At 65.7% G+C, this 21,814-nt stretch carries 27 protein-coding genes; 13 read left to right on the forward strand and 14 right to left on the reverse strand.

Annotated features, from left to right (window positions below; genetic code table 11):
• Positions 1-74: 74 nt before the first annotated feature.
• Positions 75-1,640, reverse strand: a complete 1,566-nt coding sequence (locus ACSFC5_RS15985; RefSeq protein ID WP_440766229.1) for an amidohydrolase — start codon at positions 1,638-1,640, stop codon at positions 75-77.
• Between the two features lie 171 nt (positions 1,641-1,811).
• On the opposite strand from ACSFC5_RS15985, the gene ACSFC5_RS15990 reads away from it, so the two are divergent.
• The 3 genes from ACSFC5_RS15990 to hmgA all read left to right on the forward strand — a co-directional run bounded on the left by ACSFC5_RS15990 (position 1,812) and on the right by hmgA (position 4,092).
• The gene (locus ACSFC5_RS15990; RefSeq protein ID WP_440766230.1) at positions 1,812-2,204 is read left to right on the forward strand and encodes a hypothetical protein; all 393 of its coding nucleotides are present in this window, start codon (positions 1,812-1,814) and stop codon (positions 2,202-2,204) included.
• 74 nt (positions 2,205-2,278) lie between these two features.
• Positions 2,279-2,671 (forward strand): hypothetical protein, encoded by a 393-nt coding sequence (locus tag ACSFC5_RS15995; protein WP_440766231.1) that lies wholly within the window; start codon positions 2,279-2,281, stop codon positions 2,669-2,671.
• A gap of 167 nt (positions 2,672-2,838) precedes the next feature.
• Positions 2,839-4,092 carry a hydroxymethylglutaryl-CoA reductase (NADPH) gene (hmgA, locus tag ACSFC5_RS16000; RefSeq protein ID WP_440766232.1) on the forward strand — a complete coding sequence of 418 codons (1,254 nt, stop codon included), beginning with the start codon at positions 2,839-2,841 and terminating at the stop codon, positions 4,090-4,092.
• Between the two features lie 71 nt (positions 4,093-4,163).
• Here the strand turns inward: hmgA and ACSFC5_RS16005 are convergent, their stop codons facing one another.
• The 4 genes from ACSFC5_RS16005 to ACSFC5_RS16020 all read right to left on the reverse strand — a co-directional run bounded on the left by ACSFC5_RS16005 (position 4,164) and on the right by ACSFC5_RS16020 (position 7,023).
• Positions 4,164-4,520, reverse strand: a complete 357-nt coding sequence (locus ACSFC5_RS16005; protein ID WP_440766233.1) for a hypothetical protein — start codon at positions 4,518-4,520, stop codon at positions 4,164-4,166.
• An 85-nt stretch (positions 4,521-4,605) separates the two neighbouring features.
• Positions 4,606-5,418: a DUF7260 family protein gene (locus tag ACSFC5_RS16010; protein ID WP_440766234.1), complete on the reverse strand. Its 813-nt coding sequence runs from the start codon at positions 5,416-5,418 to the stop codon at positions 4,606-4,608.
• On the reverse strand, positions 5,415-6,314 hold the full coding sequence (locus ACSFC5_RS16015; protein WP_440766235.1) for a DUF7551 domain-containing protein: 900 nt from the start codon (positions 6,312-6,314) through the stop codon (positions 5,415-5,417). The genes ACSFC5_RS16010 and ACSFC5_RS16015 overlap by 4 nt, the downstream gene beginning before the upstream one ends.
• A gap of 184 nt (positions 6,315-6,498) precedes the next feature.
• The gene (locus ACSFC5_RS16020) at positions 6,499-7,023 is read right to left on the reverse strand and encodes a DUF5817 domain-containing protein (protein ID WP_440766316.1); all 525 of its coding nucleotides are present in this window, start codon (positions 7,021-7,023) and stop codon (positions 6,499-6,501) included.
• A 416-nt stretch (positions 7,024-7,439) separates the two neighbouring features.
• Here ACSFC5_RS16020 and ACSFC5_RS16025 point away from each other — a divergent pair, with 416 nt between their 5' ends.
• Positions 7,440-7,598 carry a hypothetical protein gene (locus tag ACSFC5_RS16025; protein ID WP_440766236.1) on the forward strand — a complete coding sequence of 53 codons (159 nt, stop codon included), beginning with the start codon at positions 7,440-7,442 and terminating at the stop codon, positions 7,596-7,598.
• A gap of 70 nt (positions 7,599-7,668) precedes the next feature.
• Complete coding sequence (locus ACSFC5_RS16030; protein ID WP_440766237.1) at positions 7,669-8,007, forward strand: cupin domain-containing protein; 339 nt, start codon at positions 7,669-7,671, stop codon at positions 8,005-8,007.
• A gap of 52 nt (positions 8,008-8,059) precedes the next feature.
• Here ACSFC5_RS16030 and ACSFC5_RS16035 read toward each other — a convergent pair whose 3' ends face one another.
• Entirely contained in the window at positions 8,060-9,172 is a 1,113-nt protein-coding gene (locus ACSFC5_RS16035) for an ABC transporter substrate-binding protein (RefSeq protein ID WP_440766317.1), read from the reverse strand.
• Positions 9,173-9,340: 168 nt separating this feature from the next.
• On the opposite strand from ACSFC5_RS16035, the gene ACSFC5_RS16040 reads away from it, so the two are divergent.
• Together ACSFC5_RS16040 and ACSFC5_RS16045 are read left to right on the forward strand one after the other, a co-directional pair.
• A complete protein-coding gene (locus ACSFC5_RS16040) occupies positions 9,341-10,717 on the forward strand; it encodes an NRAMP family divalent metal transporter (protein ID WP_440766238.1) in 1,377 nt (458 codons plus the stop codon).
• A 48-nt stretch (positions 10,718-10,765) separates the two neighbouring features.
• Positions 10,766-11,500 (forward strand): SDR family oxidoreductase, encoded by a 735-nt coding sequence (locus tag ACSFC5_RS16045; RefSeq protein ID WP_440766239.1) that lies wholly within the window; start codon positions 10,766-10,768, stop codon positions 11,498-11,500.
• Between the two features lie 182 nt (positions 11,501-11,682).
• Here the strand turns inward: ACSFC5_RS16045 and ACSFC5_RS16050 are convergent, their stop codons facing one another.
• From ACSFC5_RS16050 to ACSFC5_RS16065, 4 genes are all read right to left on the reverse strand, one after another.
• Positions 11,683-11,979, reverse strand: coding sequence for a helix-turn-helix domain-containing protein (locus tag ACSFC5_RS16050; RefSeq protein ID WP_440766240.1), 297 nt, complete (start codon positions 11,977-11,979; stop codon positions 11,683-11,685).
• A gap of 170 nt (positions 11,980-12,149) precedes the next feature.
• Complete coding sequence (locus ACSFC5_RS16055) at positions 12,150-12,581, reverse strand: GNAT family N-acetyltransferase (protein WP_440766241.1); 432 nt, start codon at positions 12,579-12,581, stop codon at positions 12,150-12,152.
• A 149-nt stretch (positions 12,582-12,730) separates the two neighbouring features.
• Positions 12,731-13,993 (reverse strand): isocitrate dehydrogenase (NADP(+)), encoded by a 1,263-nt coding sequence (gene icd / locus ACSFC5_RS16060; RefSeq protein ID WP_440766242.1) that lies wholly within the window; start codon positions 13,991-13,993, stop codon positions 12,731-12,733.
• Between the two features lie 155 nt (positions 13,994-14,148).
• On the reverse strand, positions 14,149-14,430 hold the full coding sequence (locus ACSFC5_RS16065) for a hypothetical protein (protein WP_440766243.1): 282 nt from the start codon (positions 14,428-14,430) through the stop codon (positions 14,149-14,151).
• A gap of 100 nt (positions 14,431-14,530) precedes the next feature.
• Between ACSFC5_RS16065 and ACSFC5_RS16070 the strand changes: the two genes are divergently transcribed.
• The 3 genes from ACSFC5_RS16070 (at position 14,531) to map (ending at position 16,623) form a co-directional block, all read left to right on the forward strand.
• Positions 14,531-15,457, forward strand: a complete 927-nt coding sequence (locus ACSFC5_RS16070) for an isoaspartyl peptidase/L-asparaginase (RefSeq protein WP_440766318.1) — start codon at positions 14,531-14,533, stop codon at positions 15,455-15,457.
• A 67-nt stretch (positions 15,458-15,524) separates the two neighbouring features.
• Positions 15,525-15,659, forward strand: a complete 135-nt coding sequence (locus ACSFC5_RS16075) for a hypothetical protein (RefSeq protein ID WP_440766244.1) — start codon at positions 15,525-15,527, stop codon at positions 15,657-15,659.
• Between the two features lie 67 nt (positions 15,660-15,726).
• Entirely contained in the window at positions 15,727-16,623 is an 897-nt protein-coding gene (gene map, locus ACSFC5_RS16080) for a type II methionyl aminopeptidase (RefSeq protein WP_440766245.1), read from the forward strand.
• Between the two features lie 155 nt (positions 16,624-16,778).
• On the opposite strand, the gene ACSFC5_RS16085 is transcribed toward map, so the two are convergent.
• Positions 16,779-16,979, reverse strand: coding sequence for a DUF7835 family putative zinc beta-ribbon protein (locus ACSFC5_RS16085; RefSeq protein WP_006088794.1), 201 nt, complete (start codon positions 16,977-16,979; stop codon positions 16,779-16,781).
• Between the two features lie 251 nt (positions 16,980-17,230).
• Between ACSFC5_RS16085 and ACSFC5_RS16090 the strand changes: the two genes are divergently transcribed.
• A complete protein-coding gene (locus ACSFC5_RS16090; protein WP_440766246.1) occupies positions 17,231-17,773 on the forward strand; it encodes an HIT family protein in 543 nt (180 codons plus the stop codon).
• Positions 17,774-17,876: 103 nt separating this feature from the next.
• A complete protein-coding gene (locus ACSFC5_RS16095; RefSeq protein ID WP_440766247.1) occupies positions 17,877-18,281 on the forward strand; it encodes a cupin domain-containing protein in 405 nt (134 codons plus the stop codon).
• A 63-nt stretch (positions 18,282-18,344) separates the two neighbouring features.
• Here ACSFC5_RS16095 and ACSFC5_RS16100 read toward each other — a convergent pair whose 3' ends face one another.
• Positions 18,345-18,581, reverse strand: coding sequence for a glutathione S-transferase N-terminal domain-containing protein (locus tag ACSFC5_RS16100; RefSeq protein ID WP_440766248.1), 237 nt, complete (start codon positions 18,579-18,581; stop codon positions 18,345-18,347).
• Between the two features lie 126 nt (positions 18,582-18,707).
• Here ACSFC5_RS16100 and ACSFC5_RS16105 point away from each other — a divergent pair, with 126 nt between their 5' ends.
• Positions 18,708-19,187: a redoxin domain-containing protein gene (locus tag ACSFC5_RS16105; protein ID WP_440766249.1), complete on the forward strand. Its 480-nt coding sequence runs from the start codon at positions 18,708-18,710 to the stop codon at positions 19,185-19,187.
• Positions 19,188-19,209: 22 nt separating this feature from the next.
• Here the strand turns inward: ACSFC5_RS16105 and ACSFC5_RS16110 are convergent, their stop codons facing one another.
• Together ACSFC5_RS16110 and ACSFC5_RS16115 are read right to left on the reverse strand one after the other, a co-directional pair.
• Entirely contained in the window at positions 19,210-20,463 is a 1,254-nt protein-coding gene (locus ACSFC5_RS16110; RefSeq protein WP_440766250.1) for a tRNA (N(6)-L-threonylcarbamoyladenosine(37)-C(2))-methylthiotransferase, read from the reverse strand.
• Positions 20,464-20,625: 162 nt separating this feature from the next.
• Entirely contained in the window at positions 20,626-21,756 is a 1,131-nt protein-coding gene (locus tag ACSFC5_RS16115) for a glycoside hydrolase family 26 protein (protein WP_440766251.1), read from the reverse strand.
• Positions 21,757-21,814 lie beyond the last annotated feature (58 nt).

The raw sequence follows: 21,814 nt of genomic DNA on the forward strand, positions 1-21,814 counted from the left end.
GGCGGCTTCGGTACCGCGAACCATGAAACTTGGACCGAGCATACGTCGGTGTCTCGGATCGAAACGGTTCGCCGCTACTCGCCGCCGTCAAAAACGGTCTCGCCGTCGACCACAGTCTTTGCCACGTCGATCTCGTCGATCCGCTCGGAGCGGTCCCACGGGGACGCCTCGAGCACCACCAGATCCGCGCGCTTGCCGACCTCGAGCGTCCCGAGTCGGTCCTCGTCGAACCCGGCGTAGGCCGCGCCGCGCGTGTAGGCTCGCAGCGCCTCGGTGACCGACAGCCGCTGGGCCTCGGTGCCCGCGTTCACCGCGTACTGGACCCCGAGTAGGGGATCGAGGGGCATGCAGTCGGAGCCGAAAGCCAGGGGGACGTCCGCCTCGAGCACCCGCCGAAGCCGATTCGTTCGGTTCCGACGCTCCCGGCCGAGTCGCTGATCGTAGAGCCCGCCCTCGTCGGCCCAGCGGTGGAAGTTCGGCTGCATCGAGGCAACGATTCCGGCCTCGGCTATCCGCTCGAGGTGGTCGTCCGTCACCAGTTCCGCGTGTTCGATTCGGTGGCGCGCCGTGGCCGCGTTGGGGGTCTCCTCGAGGAGCGACAGCGTCTCCTCGATCGCTTCGTCGCCGATGGCGTGAACGCAGATCTGGAACCCCTCGTTGCTCGCCCGGTCGGTGACCGACGCGAGTTCGTCGGGATCGACGACCCACTGCCCGCGCGCGTCGTCGCCGTTTCCGTCCGTCTCAGCGTCCGCGTACGGCTCTCGGAGCCGCGCCGTTCGACTCCCGAAGCTCCCGTCGGAGAAGGACTTGATCGCGCCCGTCCGCACCCGGTCGCCGCCGGCGTTCGTCGCCAGTCCGACGTCGACGAGCGACTCGAGGTGGTCGCTCCAGTAGTCGATCCGAACCCGTATCGGGAGGTCGTCGTCGGCTGCCAGTTCCCGATATATCTGTGGGGCCCTCGAGCCGCGAACTTTGTCGTGGACGCCGGTGACACCGAGTTCCACCGCGCGTGCCATCGCCGCGGCGAGCACCTCGCGCATCTCCTCTCTGCCCGCCGTCAACTGTGATCTGACGGCCTCGGCCGCGTCTTCGACGGCGACGCCCGTCGGCTCGCCGTCGGCGTATCGGAGGTCGTCGTCGGGCAGGTCGTCCGCGAACGCCTCGAGCGCGGCCGTGTTCAGCGACACCGTGTGGAGGTCGACGCGCAACGCGACAACGGGGCGCTCCTCGCTGACTCGATCGAGTTCCTCGCGCGTGAGCGGCTGCGTCCGCGAGCCGTCCCACGAACTCTCGTCGTAGCCGAAGCCGAGGACGTGCTCGCGGTCGGGGTCCGCCTCGGCCTGTTGGCTCAGGAGATCGACGCACGATTCGGCGCTGTCGGCGCTCGAGAGGTCCGCGTGGACAAGATGCTGGCCTAGTTGCTCCATATGCGTGTGGGCGTCGATGAAGCCGGGGAGGACGACCCGGCCCTCGCAGTCGAGGACGTCGGTCTCGACGCCCTCGAGGAACGCCAGTTCGTCGGCGTCGCCGAGACGGACGATCTCGCCGTCGCGGACGGCGACGGCCTCGTGGACGGTGTCGGAGTCGGTGAGGGTGTGAACCTCCGCGTTGGTGATGATGAGGTCGGCGGCCGCGGTCATAGCAGCACGCGTGCAGGCGAAGGCCAAAACAGTTGGGTCCGACGCTCCGCTGCCGGGGGCGAGTCGCGACGAGACGGCCGCCGCGTTGCGACGGTCGGCCGCCCCTTCTTCGGAGATGCTGAAACTGCATCTCGGCGCAAGGTTGACCTGTGAGCCCGTGGAATTGGCCGTATGATCGACCGCGATGGCCGGATCGTCTTCGGCTCGCTCCTGGTGTTCGTCGTCGCCCTCACGGGCTCGAACATCGCGGAACACCAGTTCGGGACGTCGCTGTACGATTATCCGGTGCTGTCGTTTCTCGTATTCGGCGGCGTCGCCGTGGTCGCCCCGCAGCTCTACCTCGCCGCGACCGAAGAGGAGCCGTGGTCTCGAGAACGGGTCCAGTTCGTGACGGTCGCGACGGCCGTCTTCGCGACCCTGTTCGCCGCCGACGCGAGCGGGATGTGGTATCTGGTGCTCGCGTCGGTCGGTGCGTGCTCGCTGTTCGCGCTCGTCTGTTACGAGGTGCTCCGGTGGCACCGGATGACGGTCGACGAGGTCCGACCGCCGCCGACTGAGCCGTAGCCGGCGGTCCGTCCCACGGTCGGATGGGCTGGGAGTGACAGAACTTCTAACTATCTTCGATCGAATACGTTGGTATGGTCTCCCGCGAAAACCGCGTCATCCTGGCCTCGTTTCTCCTCCTCCTCGTCGCAGTCGCCGTCATTGCTGCCGCAGAGCAGTGGTTGGGCCTTCGGTACGGCGACAATCCAGTGCTCGCCTTCCTCCTGTTTGCCGGGCTGGCCGTGGCCGTTCCGCAACTCTACCTCGCGAGGACCGACACCGACGTCGACCCGCGGAGCAGGGTTCGATTCGCCGTGATCGCCACGATGGTGTTCGCGGCGCTGTTCGCGGAGTCGACGGCCGATCTCCAGAGTCAGCTGATTCTGGCGATCGCCGGCGGTGCGTTCCTCGTGCTCGTCGCCGCCGAGTTCGTTCTAGGGTATCGCGGGTCGGCGACCGACGGCGCTCGAGGCAGTCCCGATCGATAACGGGAGTGGGCTGCGATCGGTCGATTGCGGTCCGACACCGCGTTCGGTCGGCCAGTGGCGGGACGAGCCGACGCCGCGTTCGACCGTCGACGATTTCGATCCGATGGTCCGCCCTCGAGTCGCGACGATCAGCAACCCTTAGGACCGACCGCTGTCTTGGCCAACGCATGACAGACCCCGAGGAGCTCGCGGCGAAGGTGCGCGAGGGCGAGCTTCGCATTCACGAACTCGAGGAGCACGCAGACCACGATACGGCAGCCGAGGCCCGACGGCTGTACGTCGAGCGGGAAACTGGCACCGATCTCGAGTCGATCGGCGACTACACGTTCCCCGCCGAGCGAGCGGAGCCGAACATCGAGAACATGATCGGCGCGGCCCAGATCCCGATGGGGGTCGTGGGGCCGGTCGATGTCAACGGCGAGGAGACCAGTTCGAACGGCAGCGGCGGTGCCGCCGACGGCGAACACTATCTCCCGCTGGCGACGACCGAGGGCGCGCTGCTCGCGTCGGTCAACCGCGGCCTCGGCGTGATCCGAACCGCCGGCGGGGCCGACGCACGGGTGACGAAAAACGGGATGACTCGAGCCCCGGTCTTCCGCGTGACGGGGGTCGCGGAGGCCGCCGAAACCGTCGAGTGGGTCACCGACAATTTCGACGCGCTGGCCGAGGCCGCCGAGTCGACCACGAGCCACGGCGAACTACTCGACATCGAGCCGTACGTCGTCGGCGACTCCGTCTACCTCCGGTTCGCCTACGACACGAAAGACGCGATGGGGATGAACATGGCTACCATCGCGACCGGCGAGGCCTGCGAGATCGTCGAGAGCGAGACCCCTGCCTCCTTGGTCGCCCTCTCGGGGAACCTCTGTTCCGACAAGAAACCCGCCGCGATCAACGCCGTCGAGGGGCGGGGCCGCTCGGTGACGGCCGACGTGCTGATTCCCGGCGAACTCGTCGAGGAGCGACTGCACACCACCGCCGACGCAATCGCCGAGGCCAACACCCGCAAGAACCTCACCGGCAGCGCCAAGGCCGGCAGTCTGGGCTTCAACGCACACGCGGCGAACGTCGTCGCCGCGGCCTTCCTCGCGACCGGCCAGGACGAGGCCCAGGTCGTCGAGGCCGCGAATACGATCACGACGATGGACGCCCGGCAGCGCGAGGACGGGACGTCCGACCTCTACGCCAGCGTCTCGCTGGCCTCCCTCGAGGTCGGCACCGTCGGCGGCGGCACGAAACTGCCGACGCAGTCGGAGGCGCTCGAGATCCTCGGTCTCCGCGGCGGCGGCGAGCCGGCGGGCTCGAACGCCGACGCGCTCGCGGAGATCATCGCCGTCGGCGCGTTAGCCGGCGAACTCTCCCTGCTCGCGGCGCTGGCCTCCCGACATCTGGCGAGCGCACACGAAGACCTCGGTCGGTGAGGCGTGGAGACTCCCTCGAGTGGGGACCCTGTCGAGACGATCGATTCGAACGGAACCAAAAGAGTCGCGCCTCAGCCGGCGAGTTCGTCGGTGTCGTCCCGAGCGCGAACCGTCACGAGCGCGATGTAGACGCCGCCGCCGACCAGGAGGAGATAGCCGCCGAGCATCTGCGGGCCGGTCGCGGCCACCGTAATCAGCCCTAATCCGACCGCCGCGATTCCGTGTGCGACGGCGAAGTCCCGTCTGCCGTACGCGCCGTGAAGGAGCGCGATAGCGGCGAACGTCGCGGCGAACGCACCCGTCGCCAGCATCGTCGCGTCGATCCCGACGATCGTCCCGTCGATGTACCTCCCGTACGCGAAAAAGCCCAGCGCGACGATCGTTCCGACGCCGATCGTCGTCGCCTGCACGTCCACCGTCTCGTCCATGTACGTCCGTTGAGATGCGCGGTGCAAAGCCTTGACGTTCGCTGTCGGTCGAGCAACCCCCTCGCGTCTCGGATGTCGATTCTGCTCACACCCGCCGAGTCAAGTGATCTCGGACGACGCGCTGGCAGTCCGCGAGCACGGACTCGAGACGAACCGTCGTCACCAAGACCGGATGCGTGACCGAAAGCGGCCGGTACAGATACTCCAGAAGCTGCCAGTGACTCGGACCGGCAATCCGCCGGTCGGTGGTCGTGTCGTGGAGGGTCGCCTGTCGGGCCCGGTGGAGTTGGTCACAGCGCCGCCGGTGCCGGGCCAGCGTTTCGTGGCGTTCCCGAAGCGCCTCGAAGCCAAGCGCCGACAGTTCGGTCTCGTTCGCGACGACGAGCCACTCCGTGACCGCGTCGAGTTCGGTCTCGGCCGACGCCAGCGAGTCGATCTCCGTTTCGAGCGCCCGTTCCATCGCGTCGGTCTCCGCCAACCGCTCGTCGATCGTCGAGCAGATCGCCCGCTTTACCGGGGGTGTCACCGGTACGTCCACGTTGGGCGCGAGTACGGTCGCGATCTCGCCGCCGAGTTCTTCGTGAATCGTCATCGACAGCGGCTCCGGCTCCTCGATGTCGGCGACGCTGTGCGGCCGAATCGTTTCCGCGAACGCCTCGCGAATTCGGTCGCACGGCTTCGTGGAACGCTGGTCCCGCTGTTGTGCCAGCTGAACCTGCGGTGTAACCGCCATCGCCGGCCCTGTCCGCGTCGCTTCGACCCCGGAAGCCGGCGTTGCAGGTGGAATCGATTCCACGTCTCGACGGAACTGTTCGATCGCGCTCCGCTTTTCGGTCACCCGTTCAAGTTCGTCCCGAACGCGTCCGCGCGCGACGTGGACGTGTGTTCGGACAGTCACGACGTACTCACCTCCGAAACGGTGAGGAGCCCGTTCGACCCGTCAGTTCGGCGCGCCGTGACTGCGAGCTGGCACGCACCCCGGTGCTCAGCGTCGAGACGCCGCCAGTCCACCGACAGCTCCCGCCCCGGCCACCGTCGAAGCAGTTCGACGACCACCGGGAGCGTCACGACGCGGGTTCCGGGCCGTCTGAGCGCGTAGCCACGTACCGTCATCACCCGCGACGCTGCGCCGAACTCGACGGTGGCGGGCTCGAGCGCGTACTCCTCGAGCAGCGTACACGATCGCAACCGAGAGAGGGTCGCCTCGAGCGGATCGTGGGTGATTGGTCGCGGCGGCAATCGATCCGCGGTCGCCCGCAGAATCTCGAGTTGTTCGCCGGAGTCGAGTCGCTCCTCGAGTTCCGTCGCGATGCTCTCGAGCAGGCGGAGACAGAGTTCGTCGGCGGACTCGATCGACTCCGCCGTCCGAAAGTAGGTGTCCATGATCGCGTCCTCGACGCCGTCGTGAGACGAATCGGCGACGGTTTCGAACAGGGCACCGGCGATCCGGTGACAGAAATCGACGCGTGAGTCTCCGTCGGTCGGCCGCGACTCGGATGCCCGCGGTGGTGGACCATCGGCGGCCGGGTGCCCGTCAGCCGTCGCACCGACCGTCGGCCGCTGGCACGCGATCACGTCGTAATCGGGAAGCTGTGGGTCGTACTGACGCAACGCGGCACGGTACTGCTCCGTCGCCCGGGCGGCCGCTCGCGCGACCGGTCGATCCTCGAAGTACAACCCCGTCGCCGGAACGGGGCGCTCGCCCGTTCGTCCACAACGCAGGTAGTAGCTGCCGGTCTCACTCGCGAGTGATTCGACGTGGTGGCGGATATCGACGAGCGTTGCCCCTATCATTTAGGTTGGCCTAAAACTCCCGGGAGTAAATAGTTTAGGTAGGCCTAAAGTTGGAGTCGGCTCCGTCCGATCGACGCGAACAGTCGAACGACAGCAGTCGATACCGATGCCACGATCGAACTACAGCAGTCGATACCGATGCCACGATCGAACTACAGCAGTCGATACCGATGCCACGATCGAACTACAGCAGTCGATACCGACCGCGACTCTCGCTGACCACACCGCGGCCCGTAAGCTTCTCGAGGGCGTTCCGAACGTACTCGGCCGACACGCCGCGCTCGCCGGCGTACTCGATCACCTCGTCCTCGGTTGGTCGGTCCAGCGCTTCGAGGGCGCGTTTAACGATCTCCTTCTTGCTCCCGCTGCGACTCGGTTGGCGCGGGTCGCGATCGCCGGCGGCTTCGACCTCGTCGACGTCCAGTCCGGACTCCTCGAGGTACTCCGCGTCGTCGACGACGCCCTCGGCGACGTCGTCCTCGAGGCTGTCGAACGAGTCCAGTTTGGCGAAGGCCTCGCCCTCGCCCTGTCGACTCGCGAGCATCGAGGCGCGGACGTCACGCGCGTGTCCGGCGTCTTCGGTCTCGACGAACTTCTTGCGCTTTTCGTAGCCCCGACGCGAGCCACAGCGGGGACACTGCGTGGTCTCCGAACGCCCCTCGATGATCCAGAGGTTCGAACACTCGCTACAGCCCACGACGGCGTACATGTCACAGTGTGTGGCAGCCGACCTGTTGAACGCGTCGGTTCGATCGATACCAGCGTGGCAAGCCGCCGCTCGACGGCCGCGAGCGGTCTCACCGGTGACTCGCCGGCGGTGTACGCTGTCCATCCGTCTCGTTTCGCGTCAGTCAGTCATCTCAATGATGAGTTATTCGTATTATCAGCCTGTAATTCGAGCTATGAGGCCACCCGTTTCCCGACGACGGCGCGTTCGGCGGCGTCTACGGCTATCCGCTCGAACGCGACGGACTCGCCTTCGCCGTCGGACTCGAGACGTAAGAGCCGAACGCGGAGTCGCTCGAGGACGCGTTTTCCCTGTTCACGATCGACGACGGCGACCTCGCCTGGCAGGTCGACATCGGATCGACACTCGCACCCGTCACCAGCGACGACCGCGTCTACGTGCCGTCCGGGGAGGGCGTCCCCGTCTACGGAACCGACGGCGAGCGACGCGGTGAGGTTGCGCTCGAGTCGTCACCGACGCCCCATCGCTCTCCGGCGATAGCCGGCGGCCGGCTGGTCGTTCCGACGGACGACCGACTGGCCGCAGTCGGTGACTGACGGCCGCGGTTGGCTGGACCGATCACCGCTTGAGAAGTCTTTTTCTTCCCGGACGTCGACGCGAACGCATATGGAACGCGTGTCACTCGCCGACTGCGAGCCGTCCGAAGCCGCCGACGGCGTCCACCTGGCCCTGATGGCCGGCGCCGACTCGATGAACGTCCAGCACTTCGAGATCGAACCCGGTGCGGCGGTCGAGGAGCACAGCCACCCCAACGAACAGACGGGATTCATCTACGAGGGCGAACTCGTCTTCCGCAGCGACGGTGAGGAGGTCGTCTGTGGTCCCGGCGACTCCTATGCGATTCCGGGCGGGCAACCTCACGCGGCCGAGAACCGCGGGGACGAGACGGTCCGCGGCGTCGACATCTTCAGCCCGCCGCGGGAGAATCCGAGCTGGCAGGAGTGAGGGCGGTTCGGTCGGTGCTCGAGCGGGGCGGGACGGTCGGCCGGTGTCCGGCTCAGAACTCGTCGTTTACGATGTCGGCGACTCGCTGGCGGTCGAACAGTTCATCCTCGTCGAACTCGTCGGGATAGAGCTGCTGGGCCCCGCGTTCGGTGTGGAACAGGTTGATGATGGGCCCCTGATAGAGACTGCCGCCTTGGAAGACCTGTTCGTCCTCGACGGCCTGGAGGTCGCTCGCAACCGAGTTGTCCTGCATGTACTCGAGGAACTGGTCCTGGAACTCCGAGTGGGACATGTTCTCGTTGCCCTGCAGGAGGATGACGTCGGGATCGACGTCAAGGAGCGTCTCGTAGTCGATCTCGCCGCGCTGATCGTGGAAGTCGCCGGCATCGCTGTTCTCGGCGAGCGCGTCGGTGACGCCGAGGTCGTGCCAGTGTTTGTACGAGGTTCCCTCGTTGAGCATGTACGGGTAGAACGAGTCGGGTTCTTCCGATACCGGCCAGAGAATCGCGACCGACGGCCGTTCGCTCTCCGCCGGGACTCGATCCTGAACGTCGCCGATAACCTCCTCGTGGAGGTCGGTGAACGCCTCGTATCGGTCTTGACGCTGAAACACCGTCGCGAGTTTCTCGAAGGCCTCGTAGAGCGTGTAGTACTCGTAGTCGTCGTGCCACGCATAGGTCTGCGTGAAGATCGTGTTCCCGAAGAACGGACCGACGTCGCTTTCGATCTCCTCGACCTCGGACTCCTCCCACCCGAAGCGGTTGATGATGAAGTTTGGATCGATGACGTGGACGTCCGAATCGAGTTCGTAGAACAGTTCCTTGTCGACGGCGCCCTCGGCCGAGAGTTGCGTGAGGTCCGTGTCGACATCGACTCCCGGCAGTTCGTCGTAGTACTGCATCGGATACCGTTCGGGGAGCCAGACTCCCTCCGGCGTGCCGGCGCCGAGTGCGACGCCCATGTCGCCCCAGCTTCCGTTGCCGGCAACCCAGTTTTCGGGCACTTCGTCGAAGGTGACTTCACCGACGGGTTCCATCTCGACGGAGTACGGTCCGTCCGCAGTACCGTTTCCATCGTCGTCGTCGTCTCCGGATTGGCTCACGCAACCGGCGAGCGCGAGTCCGGTTGCCGCGACGCCGCCGCACAGTACTCGTCGTCGGCTCATCGAGGATGACGTATTGATTGGCACACCCCGTGTTTTAGGCCACCCTAAAATAAACGTTATCGTTGCGACGCGCTTTCGGTATCCTCCCCGATCGAACGACTGAGTCGTTCGACACCACCACCGGAAAATACCACGCTGTTATATACCCGAACCAGCAAGGACAGACCGATGGCAACCGAAACGCAGTCGTCGAAGTCGCGGGGCGTCGGCCGGATCAGTGCGTACCTCGAGCGGCTGGGGCCGACGTGGCTCGCCGGAGCGATCGCCGCGGGACCGGCGACGATGGTCAGCCTGTTGGTCGCGGGCGCGAGTTTCGGCTACGCGCTGCTGTGGGTGGTGGTCCTCTCGGCGATCCTCGGCACCGTCGGCCAGTATCTCGCGATGCGGCTGGGGCTGCTCACCGAGGCCGGGATCGTTACGGTCGTCGAGGAGCACCTCGGCTCGTTCTGGGCGTGGGTGCTGGTCGTCGACGCCGTCCTCGCCGCGGGACTCGCTCAACTCGTGATCATGAAGACACTGGCGGACGTCAGCGCGACGGTCGTCGGGACGGCTGGCGTCGGTCTCTCCGCGCTCGTCGATCCGCGCCTCTGGGGGATCACCTGGGCAGTAATCCTCGCGCTCGGGTTGGCCGGCGGGGGGTACCGGCTCGCCGAAATCGGTGCCAAAGTGCTCGTCTCGTTAGTGGTACTGGCATTTGTCGCGTCGGCGTTCGTCGTTCCGATCGACCCGGCCGCAGCCGCGTCCGGACTCGCACCCGAGATGCCGGCCGGCGTCGGCGGCGCGGTCGTCGCCGCCGGCGTTCTCGGCGGCGCGGTCCACATCACGCTTCTGACGATGCAGAGCTACACGATGCGGGCGCGCGGCTGGACGGAAGGCGACCGCGACATCGCGACCTTCGACGTCGTCAGTTCGATGCTCGTCGCCTTCGGGATCTTCAGCCTCGCCGTCTTCCTCGTCGCGGCGAGCGTGCTCCCCGACGCCGGCGTCGATCCGGCGACGCTCGACGCGATCCAGGCCGCCGAGGTCCTCGGTCCCGTCGCCGGCGAGTACGCAACGTGGCTGTTCCTCGCCGGCCTCCTCGGGGCGGCCGTCTCGACGCTTGGCGGGAACACGATCGTTCCGCCCTACCTGCTGGCCGATAAACTCGGCTGGGAGCAGTCCGTCGAGGATACCCGCTACCGGGCCGCGATCGTCGGCGTCGCCCTCGTTTCCGCTGTGGGGGCTTTCCTCGAGGGCGCCTTTTTCGAACTGCTCGTCCTCGTGCTCGCCTTCGGGCTCGTCGGGACGCCCTTCGTTCTCGCCGTGATCCTCTATCTGTTGAACGATCCCGACGTCGTCCCCGAGACGAACTCGCACCTGCTGAACCTCGGTGGGTTCGCACTGTTCGCTATCGCGAGCGTTCTCACGGGCGAGTTCGTTCTCGAGGAACTCGAGACCGTCACCGAACCGACCTCGGCGTTCGTCGTCGCCTTCGCGGCCGCGATGACGCTGGCAATCGTCGGTCTCGTCGGGCGGTACGTACGGGAGCGATTCGGAGCCGAGTGACGCCCGTTCGAACCAATCTTCAAGCCGGTCGGGCTCAATTGACCGGCTATGCCAACACTCGAAGAGGAAGTCGTGATCGTCACGGGCGCGAGCCGCGGTCTCGGGAAGTCGATGGTCGAACGCTTCTCGGCGGAGGGGGCTCGAGTCGTCCTCACCGCACGCGACGAGGAGCGCATGGAGGAGATTGCCGCCGACTTGCCGACTGAATCGCTCGTCGTGCCCGCCGACGCCCGCGACAGCGATGCGGTCGAGCGGGTGGTCGACCGAACTATCGACGAGTTCGGCCGTATTGATACGCTGGTCAACAACGCCGGCGTGAGCCTGCTGGGGATGCAAGACGAGCGCAACGGCCTCGTCGACGTCACTGACGACGAGTGGGATACCGTCCTCGAGGTCAACCTCACGGGCGTGTTCTACTTCACTCGAGAAGTCCTTCCGCAGCTGTACGACCAGGACCAGGGCAACATCATCAACATCTCCTCGGGTCTGGGTCGCCACGCCATCGCCGGCGCCGGCGCCTACGTGAGTTCGAAGTGGGGTCTCGAGGGACTGACCCGGACGACGGCACTCGAGGCCGAGGAGTACGGCGTCAACGCCAATGCCCTCGATCCGGGTGGCCGAGTCGATACGGATATCTGGGCACACCTCCCCGAGGAAGAGCGCGAGCAGATTCTCGATCCCGACGTGATGGACGACGCAGCCGTGTTACTCGCGGCGCAGGGCCCCGACGGCGTCACTGGGGAGTCGATGGAGGCCGAGGACTGGGAGGAGCGTCTGGGGTAGCCGTTCAGTGCAACCAACCTTCGGCCTGCGTCGAATCGGTTGATCCGTAGACTGCGGCAAGGCGAACGGGCGGAGGCCGTGAGCCCGGAGCGAACGAATCGGCTGGGGGACGTGGAATTCCCTGTTGCCATGATAGCAGCGTAGTACTCTTTTCGTAGAGATTCGCCTCTGCTTCCGTTTTCTCAGCTGTACGCCTCGAGGGCGTCCCACTCGCGTCGCATCAGTTCTCGGACGCCGTCTTCCAGAATTCCCTCACCGAGCGAGGTCGCCCGGTAGTACGAGTAGAACCCGTCGCTATCGGAATCCTTCCGTTTCCGATTCTCGACGAGGCCGACGTCGACCAGTTCGTCGAGGTGGTAGTGCAACGTGTTCGATCGAATTTCGAGACTGTCACGCAGTTCGCTCGCGTGCTGTGGCCCCGTCTCGGCCAGCGTATTGAGCACGCAAAACCGCGTCTCGTTCTCGATCGAGCGCTGCATCTCGAGGTACTACTCCAGGCACAGGATGCTCTGCTCCGGAAGCAACTCGTCCGTACTCATTGCTCGATTGTGACTAACTCGATCCACGTAAGTCCTCGAGCCAGTCGACGCTGAAATCGCACCGCTTTATACTATCTACGACTCGAGAACCCGAGTTCCCGCGATTCGAATCAATCCAACGACTTCCGCATCTTCACGTGCGGTATCCCGGCTTCCTCGAACTCCTCGCCGTACCGTTCGTACCCCAGACGACCGTAGAACGGGGCGGCGTGCGTCTGGGAGTGCAGTTTCAACGACTCGAGCCCCGCCTCGCGAGCCCGTTCCTCGAGGGCGTTCATCACTGCGAGACCGACCCCCTCCCCGCGTCGCGACTCGAGGACGGCGACCCGCTCGACCTTTCCGAGACCCGGTTCGGGCGCTCGCAGCCGAGCGGCCCCGATCGGCTCGTCGCCGTCGTAGGCGACGAAGTGGGTCGACTCGTCCTCGTGCTCGTCGTACTCGAGTTCCTCGTCGACGTCCTGTTCCTCGACGAACACCGTCCGACGGACCGCGAAGGCGTCCTCGCGTTCGTCCGCCGTGTCGACTACGCGTACCTCGGTCATTGCGAGCGAGTTCGGCCCGCCGCGACGAGAGCGTTACGACACGCTCGGCGGCCGTTTCGTCGGTGCGTCGCGACTCGAGCGGGTTCGAGAAAAATGCAGAAATACGGGTTCGACGGCCGAGCGCTGCGTTGACTGTCCGAAAAACTCGCTTACGCGAGTTTTTCGATATTCGCGACGACTTCCTCGGCGTACTCGCTCGTTGCGAGCTTCTCGGCGTCCTCGAGCTGTCGTTCGAGGTCGTAGGTGACCTTGCCGGAGGAGATGGTCTCCTCGACGGCGTCGACGACGAGGTCGGCGGCGTCGTTCCAGCCCATGTACTCGAGCATCATGCGACCCGAGAGGATCATCGCGGTCGGGTTGACCTTGTCCTGGCCCTCGTACTTCGGCGCGGAGCCGTGGACGGGTTCGGCGAGCATGCGACCTTCGCCGAAGTTTCCGCCGGGGGCGATGCCGAGGCCACCGATCTGCGCGCCGGCGGCGTCGGACATGTAGTCCCCGTTCAGGTTCATCGTCGCGATGACGTCGTAGTCGCCCGTTCGCGTCAGGAGCTGCTGGAGCATGTTGTCCGCGATGCGGTCGTTGACGACGAGCGTGTCGTCGTCGACTTCGCCGTCCTGTTCCTCCCAGAGGGTGTCCTCGGTGATGACCTCGTCACCGTACTCCTCTTCGGCGACCTCGTAGCCCCAGTCGCGGAACTGGCCTTCGGTGAACTTCATGATGTTGCCCTTGTGGACCAGCGTGACCGAGTCGCGGTCGTTCTCGAGGGCGTAGTCGATGGCCTCGCGGACGAGTCGCTTCGTTCCGAACTCCGTGATCGGCTTGATGCCGATGCCGACGGGACCGTCGTGGATGGTGTTGTCGAAGCCCATGTCCTCCTCGACGAACTCCTTGACCTGCTGGACTTCGTCGGTGCCTTCCTCCCACTCGATGCCGGCGTAGACGTCCTCCGTGTTCTCACGGAAGGTGACCATGTCCATCTCGCCGGGGTTCTTGACGGGCGACGGCACGCCGTCCATGTGGTAGGTCGGTCGAACGTTCGCGTAGAGGTCGAGCAGCTTTCGCAGGCCGACGTTCAGCGAGCGGAAGCCGGCGCCGACGGGCGTCGTCAGCGGGCCCTTGATCGCGACGCGGTGTTCCTTGATGGCCTCGACCGTCTCGTCGGGAAGGTTCTCGTCGTACTTCTCGCGGGCGGATTCGCCGGCGTAGACGCGCATCCAGTTGATATCTCGGCCGGTCGCTTCTGCAGCAGCTTCGAGCACCTTCTGTGCGGCAGGACCGACGTCGCTGCCGACACCGTCACCGTAGATAATCGGGATAATCGGGTTGTCAGGCACCTCGAGTTCGTTCTCGGTACCGTCCTTCAGCGTGATCTTCTCCCCGTCTTCCGGGACCTCGATCTTGTCGTAGCTCATCTCGTCTGTACGGTTCTTCGACGGGGGTAAAAGGGCTACCATTTCTATCGACGGACGACGAAAGGTCGGGGGTAACCATCGAATCGCGACGGAGGTGCGACGCGTGCGCTCGTCGTCCAGTGAGTCGCGTTCCGGTGGGAGGTGACGACCGGACGCTATGAGCAGTTCGGTTCCGGGGGTTCGTCCCAGTAGCGGACCATCATCGCGATGCCGGCGCCGACGAGACAGGCGCCGGCGACGGCCAGCACCCCCCGTCCCGCGACCGTCAACACCCCTTCCTCGAGTGCGGCCCACAGGGCGGCCAACACGGTGATTCCGACGACGGTGAGCGCCGAGCCGACGTCGACCCGGTCCCGGCGGTCGTCGGTCGCCAGTCGCCAGACGGCGATGGCAGCCATCGTCGCACAGAATGCGGCGAGTACCGCGACTGGCGTCATTGTCGTCAGCGGTACACAGGCCGCTGTCGTAAGTGTGCTGGATTTCGTTCCGTCGCTCGATTACGAAACGCTCTCCTCCCCCGCGCTCGCTCGAGAACGCATGCAGGTACTCGTCCACGGCGGAGCCGGGAGCGATCCCGAGGAGCCCGAACCCAGACAGGACGTTCTCGAGCGGGCCGCCGACGTCGGTGCAGCGGAATCGGATCCCGTCGACGCGGTCGAAGCGGCGGTGGCGGTTCTCGAGTCCGATCCGCGGTTCAACGCCGGCGTCGGCAGCGCAGTCCAGAGCGACGGCGAGATCCGAACCGACGCGGGGCTGATGACCGACGATCGATCCGTCGGCGCCGCCTGTTCGATGCCGGGCGTCGAACGCGCGCTGCGCGTCGCCCGCGTCGTCATGGAGGAGACGCCTCACGGCTTCGTCGCCGGCGATCACGCCGTCTCGCTGGCCGACGCGTTCGGGGTCGAGACGGGCGTCGACCTCTGGTCGGAACGCACGCGCGAGAAGTGGAGCGACCTCGAGCCTCCCACAGGTGATACGAAGGCCCACCTCGGGTGGATCCGCGATCGGTACGGCGATTCCGATCCGGACGGCCGAGACGAAGACGCGCGAGCGAACGGCGATCCGGAGCGACCCGCGGACGATCTGGATCACGACACGGTCGGCGCCGTCGCGTTCGACGGCGACTCCCTCGCGGCGGCAACCTCCACCGGCGGCCGGTGGCTCGCGCTCGCCGGCCGCGTCGGGGACGTTCCGCAGGTCGGCTCGGGATTTTACTGTTCGCCTGCCGCAGCGGTCAGCGCGACCGGCGCCGGCGAAGACATCGCCCGCGTGACGCTCTCGAGACGGGTCGCTCGCCACGTCGAGCGCGGCTGTGACGCCGACGAGGCGACCTCGCTCGCGATCGAGGAGTTCGGCGAACTCACCGGCTCGAGAGCCGGCGTCATCGCGATCGATTCCGACGGGACCCTCGGCTCGGCGTACAACAGCGACGCGATGCAGACGGCTCGAGCCGACCGACGGTAGTCGAGCCGAATATTTCGACGATTGACGTGAGGTACTTTTAATATCGTCGTGATCCTCGTCGCACTCGATGCTCGAAGCCCCATACCACGCGGCCCGGCACTGCCCGGAATGCGCCTCGAGGCTCTCGAACGTGCAAGGCGTCGACGCCTGTCCGGACTGCGACTGGGTCGATACCGACCGTTCGACGACGTCACCGGCCTGAGCGCCGCTTCCGGCGCGGGTCGACCGGAGACGGAACCTCTTTTTGTCGACCGGTACAACCCCGGTGCATGGCCGAATCCGAGGTGGACCTCGAGTCCGAGAAGTACGAAAAGCACCGCGAAGCGGGGGAAATCCTCTCCCAGGTCCGCGCAGAGACAGCCGAACGCGTCGAGGTCGGCGCGAGCCACCTCGAGGTCGCCGAGTACGCCGAGGATCGAATCCGCGAACTCGGCGGGAAACCGGCGTTTCCGGTCAACATCTCGATCGACGAGGAGGCCGCCCACGCGACGCCGTCGATCGACGACGAGGAGACGTTCGGCGAGGAGATGATCAACCTCGACATCGGTGTCCACATCGATGGCTGGCTGGCCGACACCGCGATCACCGTCGACCTCTCGGGTAACCCCGAACTGGCCGAAGCCTCCGAGCAGGCCCTCGAGGCCGCGATCGACATCATCGAACCCGGCGTCGACACCGGCGACATCGGTGCCGAGATCGAGGACGTCATCACCGGCTACGGCTACAACCCGGTCGTCAACCTCACCGGTCACGGGCTGGGCCACTGGGAACAACACACCAGCCCCAACATCCCGAACCGTTCCGTCTCGCAGGGGACGACGCTCGAGGTCGGCGACGTCGTCGCGATCGAGCCGTTCGCGACCGACGGCGGCGGCAAGGTCACCGAAGGCGCTAGCGAGGAGATTTTCTCGCTCGAGCGCGAGGGATCGGTCAGAAACCGGCAGGCCCGCGACGCGCTCGAGCAGATCACCGAGGAGTTCCGCACGCTGCCCTTTGCGACCCGGTGGCTCGAGACCGACCGCGCCGAGATGGCGCTGCGTCGGCTCAAGCGCAACAACATCGTCCACGGCTACCCGGTGCTCAAGGAGGACGACGGCTTCCTCGTCAGCCAGAAAGAGCACACGGTCATCATCACCGAAGACGGCTGCGAAGTGACCACGGAATAGACGGGCGCGAAGATCGGTAATTCTCGAGCGTCAGGAATTACAGTAGTTCGAAAGCGGGTGAGCGTCAGCCGTGAACAGCGCCAGGCGTCGAGAGAGCGAGAGCGCGGTATCGAGAATCCGCCCCGTCCGTGCTGCGTGCGAATCGAGTCTCGCGTTCAGGCGTTGTTCATCCGCTGGCTCGTCCGGTTGCCACAACGCTGGCACTCGGCCACGCGGTAGGGTTCGCGGGAGAACTGGGCGTTCTCTTTCTTGAGGCTCTCGGTTCGAATCTGGACGGACACCTCGTGGAGCGTGTCCAGATCGCAGTCGTCGCAGTGCTCGGTCATCCCGTTGACGGAGTCGTCAGTCGTTGCCATTAGCGGACTCCTTTCGTCAGTACGGTCTTAAATCCCTGTTTCATTTCGAGCGCTGAGTCGAACAACTGGACGAAACCTCGCTAAATCCACTCTCCAGCCACGAGAGCGTTTATTACCGTTCATACATGGTTCCCTGAGATTCGTCCTCGAGCTACAGTCACTGATTGGAGTGTTACAAGGACCGTTTACGACGGGGCTCGGACCGGGGACGGGAGTGAAACGCTTTAGGGCCGTCTCGAGTGGTGACCGGTATGGAGCAGGTGTTCGCACCGTGGCGGATCGAGTGGATCAAACGCGAGGACAAGAACCCCGATATCGACGACTGCGTCTTCTGTGAGCTACCGGAGCAAACCGCTGATCGCGAGAATTTGCTGCTCGCACGGAGCGAGCACGCCTTCGTCATGCTGAACAACTACCCGTACAACCCGGGCCACGCGATGGTAATTCCACGAACGCACACGGGAGACTACCGAGACCTCACCGACGAGCAACTGCTCGATCACGCCCGCTTGAAACAGCGAACGTTCGACGCCCTCGAGGTCGCCCTCGAGCCAAACGGCTTCAACGCCGGCTTGAACCTCGGTGACGGGGCCGGCGGCTCCATCGACGACCACCTGCATACGCACGTCGTCCCGCGCTGGGAGGGTGACACCAACTTCATGCCCGTCCTCAGTGATACGTCGGTGATCGTCGAAGCGCTCGAGGAGACGTACGACCGCGTCCGCGAGGCGTTCGCCGAACAGGAGGGGGCCGTCGTCCGGGACGACGAGGACGTAGCGATCAGGTTCGAGTGACGAGCGCGGATCGGCTGACGAGCGCCCGCGCGCTGGCAACTACCGGCACGATAGCCCGGTCGACCATACGTTTTTGCGGCGCTGTCGCGTGCTATCGAGCGTCATGGAGTACGAGGTCGTCCACACCGACGACGTACCGAAGACGGATCTCTCGGAGATCGACGAAGTGCCGCCGGACCTCCAGATCCGGGCGTTAGACGAGGTGCTCCCCACCGAGCACGTCCAGCTCAAGCTCTGGTACTTCGAGCCCGGCGAGGAGATCCAGTATCACGCCCACAGCGAGCAAGAGGAGCTCTACTACGTCCTCGAGGGCGAGTTCTCCGTAAAACTCGGCCGCTCCGGCGAGGAGGAGTACGTCGACGCCGGGCCGGGGACGTTCTGGATGGCGCGCCCGGAGATCGGCCACGGCCATCGCAACGTCGGCGACGAGCAGGGCGTCGTCCTCGCGATCGGGGCCCCCGCCGTCGAGGACCCCGGGCTCGACCCCCACGGTCTCGAGGAGGAGTAGCGGGGACGGCGACGTAATCAAGCGTCACTCGCGTCGATATCGAGCGACGAAGTAGCGACGCCGTCAGGCGTAGTTCGCCTCGAGGTAGTCGAGAATGTGTTCGGATTCAGCCATCGTAACACCGCGGTCGTCGTCGACGATCACCGGTACCTGCCGCTGACCCGAAATGCGTTTGACCTCGTTTCGCTTCGAATGCAGCCCTTCGGTCCAGACGCTCTCGTAGTCAACCTCGAGTTCGTCGAGGCGGTCGGCGACGAGTTCGCAGTACGGACAGCCCTCGAGCTGATACAGGGTTACCATATCCCCACTTTCGGCTCGGGTCGACAAAAGCGTGGGTGCCGACGCGTCCGCGAAAGTGCCAACGCGCGTCGGTGGGGGTTCTGCCGGGGAACGGAGGTTTTTGTCGCTTCGCGGGGGAGACCGGGTATGCCACCGACCGAGGGCGACACCGTTCCGGCGTTCGAGGCACTGCTGTGTGACGGCGAGACGTTCCGCTCGACGGCGCTCTCCGAGGCGCTCGGAGAGCGGGGCGGGGTCCTGATCTGTACCGGCTTCGCGTTCAGCGCGATCGCACAGAACTGGTGGAAGCAGTTCGTCCGCGCGGGCTGGGGCGAGTTCGAGGACGTCTCGGTGCTGGGCGTCAGTCGCGACGGCCCCTACGCGCAAAACGAGTTCCTGCGCTGGCTGGACGAGCCCGCGTTCCGCTTCTTCGCGGACGTCGACGGCGCGGTGAGCGAGTCGCTCGACCTGCTCGCCGACCGCGACCACATGGCCAACGTCTCGACGCCGTGGCGATCCGCGTTCGTCCTCGACGCCGACCGGGAGGTCCAGTACGCGTTCGTGGCGGACGACTGGATCTCGCCGCTGCCGCGCGAGGAGATCGAAGCGGCTATCGACGAACTCTGAGCAAATCAAATCGTAAACCGCCCTATACCGGATTTCCGAACGCGTACATCGTCTCGTGGGCCGTCACCTCGAGGTCGACGAAGTCGCCGGGCTCGAGGCCGTGCTCGCTCGCGTGTTGGACGATGATCTGTCGGTACGCCGAATCCCGGCACTTCACCGAGTCGGCGGTGCCCTCCTCGACGACCAGTACGTCCTCGCGCGTCTCGCCGACCATGTCGGCGTAGGCCTCGCCGACGATCTCGCGTTTCGCCGCGCTCATCTCCTTCGAACGCTCCTTCTTGAGCGTTCCGCCGAGACCCTTCATCTCGGCGGCGTCGGTGCCCGGCCGCTTCGAGAAGCGGGTGACGTTGACTTTTTCGGGGCGCGTCTCGCGCAACAGGGCCATCGACTGCGCGTGGTCGTGGTCCGTCTCGGTCGGGAAGCCGACGATGAAGTCCGTCGAGAGCGTCCAGTAGGGAAGCGCCGCGTCGAAGGCGTCGATGACCTCGAGATACTCGCTCACCTGGTGCTGGCGGCGCATGTCGCCGAGCACGTCGTCGCTGCCGGACTGCACCGGCGCGTGGAGGAAGTCGTAGAGTTCGTCGTATTCCGCGAAGACGTCCGCTAACTCCTCGCGGATGCCGTGGACGCCCTTCGGGTTGGCCATCCCCACGCGGACGCGGAACTCGCCCTCGAGCTCGCAGATCTGCTCGAGCAGGCGGTGCAGTTTGCGCTCGCCCTCGTCCCAGCCGTAGACGCCGGTGTCCTGGCCCGTGATTCGGATCTCCTTCGCGCCGGCGTGGATCAGTGCGCGAGCTTTTTCGACGTTCTCCTCGATCGACGGCGACTCGATCTTCCCCGTCGCGTGCTTGGTGATGCAGTACGAGCAATCGGACATACAGCCCCGCGCGATGGGCAGGATGCCGACGACGCCGTCCAGAATGGGTTCGGCGTCGGGCGTCGTCGTCGGACACTCGCCGTTCGTGACCGCCTCGGGCACCTCGTCCCAGTGGAGCACCTGGCCGTCGACGTCGGCCTTCGCGAACTCCTCGCCCTGGGCGAGCGCCATACAGCCCGTGATGAACAGGTCCGCGGTCTCGTCGGCTAACTCCTCGGCGCGGCGGAGCATGTTCCGCTCGGTCTTCTCGACGACGGTACAGGTGTTCAGGATGGCGACGTCGGCCTCGTCGGCCCCCTCAACCCGATAGTGGCCCGCATCGCGGAGCCGTCGCTCGATCTCGCGGCTCTCCCCGCGGTTGGACGTACAGCCGTACGTCTCGATGTGGTACCGGGCCATTCGTTGCTATACGCTCGTCCGATCCGAACGGCCAAAAGCCCGACGGATCGGGGCAGACCACCCCAGCGGACGACGGGATCCGCGCTCGAGGCCTCCTCAACGAGCCGGTAACTCGAGTATCGACGGCGATCGCAAGTGCGATCATTGCCGGACGCGAAGAGGCTAAAACTCGCCCCGAAACTGCGCGTCCGAGAGCACGCCGGGTCGCCGCGTGCTCCCGCCCACGTAGTCGCCGCGTTGCACCCGTTCGCGAAAGGCATCGTAGACCCGATACCGCTCACCGTCCCGCGGGTCTTCGACGGTTTCCGTCCCGCGAGCGCCGCCGAACACGGCCCAGTCGGTTTCCTTATCGATGTTGAACCAACACGCCATTCGGACGTCGTTCGCCTCGATGTAGTCGAAAACGTCCTCGATCCACTCGCGTTTAGCCTGGACATCGTGGTCGCCGTCTCGATTCGAGGTCGTTCCGAACTCGGGAATCGACAGAGGTCTGTCGGTGAGATTGGCGAGTCTGGTTCGCATCGGCTCGAAGACCGAGTCCGGCGACTGCCAACCCTCACCCATCGGGCTGTCGCCGAAGTTGTAGCCGTCGATGCCGACCCAGTCGACGTACTCGTCGCCGGGGTAGCTCGCCTCCGTGGGCACCTGCCCGTGTTCCGTCGCGTTCGGGTTCCAGAGCCACTGCACTCGATTCCGAGGGTCGTCCGCACCGATCGCGTCGGCGGCGTCGACCGCGTCCATCAGCCGCTCGTAGACGTACCGCCAGGCGTCGACGAAGGCCTCGGCGTCGCCATCCTCGAGGACGCTCCAGGGGAGCCAGTCCCCGTTCATCTCCGGAAACGGTCTGAAGTAGAGCCGCCGCGGCCCGTCGATGGCCGGATCGTCGGTCGCTAACCACGCCGCGAGTTCGTCTACCCACCACTCGAGGACGCCGTCGTACGCGCCGTCCCGAACCTGCCGCGTGATCGTCGACGGCGTGTCGGTCTCCGAGCCGGTGTAGGAGAGCCAGGTCACCATCGGTACGTGACCCGTTTGCCAGACGTCGGTCATCCCGGAGAGAAACTGCCGGCGCACGCGCTCGTCGTCGTCCGCGTTCACGTACAGCGTGAGCACGCCGAAACGGGTCTCGAGCCACCGCTCGAAGGGGCGAAACTGCTCCGGGGACGCGGCGCTTTCGCCCGGATACGCGCCGAGAATCCGCCGTCGTTCGTCAGTTGTCGGCCCGGCGCAGCCGCTGATCGAACTCAAGAGCGGGGCCGTGCCGACCGAACCGAGCAGATCGCGTCGTCGCACGGGAGTGGTACGGCGCGAGCGGACATACGTATCGCGGACGACGCGGGTGGCGCGGACG

Origin of the sequence: Natronorubrum marinum, assembly GCF_052040125.1 — an archaeon.
GTDB lineage: Archaea > Halobacteriota > Halobacteria > Halobacteriales > Natrialbaceae > Natronorubrum.